Raw genomic sequence first — 1,226 nt, forward strand, 5'->3', positions numbered from 1 at the left:
CGGAATGACGTTCGCAAATTTGCGGGCAGCATCTCGGCAGCATAGACCGCGCATCCGGGAACCGTCGCAGGGCCCGAGGACATGACTGAAACCATCAGAAGAGAGCCCGGCGCCTCCCTGCTTTCGGTGATCTGGTCCGCACGGCACGATCCGGCCGCGCGGATTTTCAATATCGACCTGCTGACGGTTCTGATCGCGATCCTGCTGCGAGGCGCAATAGCGCACCGGCGGCCTCGCATCAGTCCTGAGCCGGCGGAGCATGCACGGCTACTTCACGCCGATACTGCTCCAGACCAAACCGACGCCGGACAGAAACAGCAGTCCAAGCACCAGGTCCCTGAAATTGCGGTCGCTCAGGGCGCGATAGGCGCGTGCGCCGAGCCATGCGCCGGTGATCGTTGCCGGGAATGCGATCGCTGCGAGCCAGACCACGTCCATCCTGACGAGGCCCATGCCGGCCTGCAGGCAGAGCGCGGTGAACAGCACCGTCCAGTTGAAGGTCTGGAAAACGCCGCGCCGCTCGTCCTTGCCCCAGCCGCGCACGCTGGCCCACAAGGTCGGAAGCGCGCCGGACAGGCCGGCGAGGCCGCCGAGGATGCCGCCGGCAAATCCGATTCCCGCATCCGCCACCCGGCCGCCGAACGTGAAGGCCATCGGCTTGCGCTGGAAATACAAGGCGGCCGGAAACACCAGCAGCAGCACGCCGATGCTGAGTTTGAAGACATTGGGATCGGCATGGGCGATCAGCAGCACGCCGAGCGGTACGCCGGCAAGGCCGCCGATCAGGAACGGCCAGACCAGAGTGAGGTCGAAGCTGCGCCACATCGACGGCATCGTCGAGGTCTGGGCGACCACCGAACAGATCAGCACCAGCGGCACCGCGAGCGAGGGCGGCAGCACGTAGAGCCAGATCCCCAGCGCCGTCATCGCCGTGCCGAATCCGACGAGGCCGGACACGAATCCGCCCGAGAGCGCGCCGAGCAGCACCAGCGCATAGGCCGCAGTGTTCATCGTTGTTCTTTTTTCATCTTCGTTGCCGCGACATTTACACGACGGAGCAGGCGGGTACTATCCCCATCGGCCTTGGCCCAACAGCAACTCACAAATGGAAACGCCCGATGAACGCTCCGTCCCCCAAGACCTTTCTCGTCTGCCACGGCGCCTGGTCGGCCGGCTGGGCCTGGAAGAAGATGCACCCGCTGATGGCGGCGGCCGGGCACCGGCTG

2 protein-coding genes and 1 pseudogene are annotated in these 1,226 nt (G+C 65.4%); 1 reads left to right on the forward strand and 2 read right to left on the reverse strand.

The genetic code is table 11. The features are described from left to right. Both Q7U29_RS16600 and Q7U29_RS16605 read right to left on the reverse strand, forming a co-directional pair. A partial coding sequence (locus tag Q7U29_RS16600) for a hypothetical protein (RefSeq protein ID WP_304743285.1) occupies positions 1-225 on the reverse strand: 225 nt, incomplete at its 3' end. 42 nt (positions 226-267) lie between these two features. Beyond that, the gene (locus Q7U29_RS16605; RefSeq protein ID WP_304743287.1) at positions 268-1,011 is read right to left on the reverse strand and encodes a sulfite exporter TauE/SafE family protein; all 744 of its coding nucleotides are present in this window, start codon (positions 1,009-1,011) and stop codon (positions 268-270) included. A 107-nt stretch (positions 1,012-1,118) separates the two neighbouring features. Here Q7U29_RS16605 and Q7U29_RS27720 point away from each other — a divergent pair. After that, positions 1,119-1,226, forward strand: a pseudogene (locus tag Q7U29_RS27720) (alpha/beta hydrolase); the annotation flags it as partial.

It is taken from the genome of Bradyrhizobium sp. (genome assembly GCF_030654605.1).
Lineage (GTDB): Bacteria > Pseudomonadota > Alphaproteobacteria > Rhizobiales > Xanthobacteraceae > Bradyrhizobium.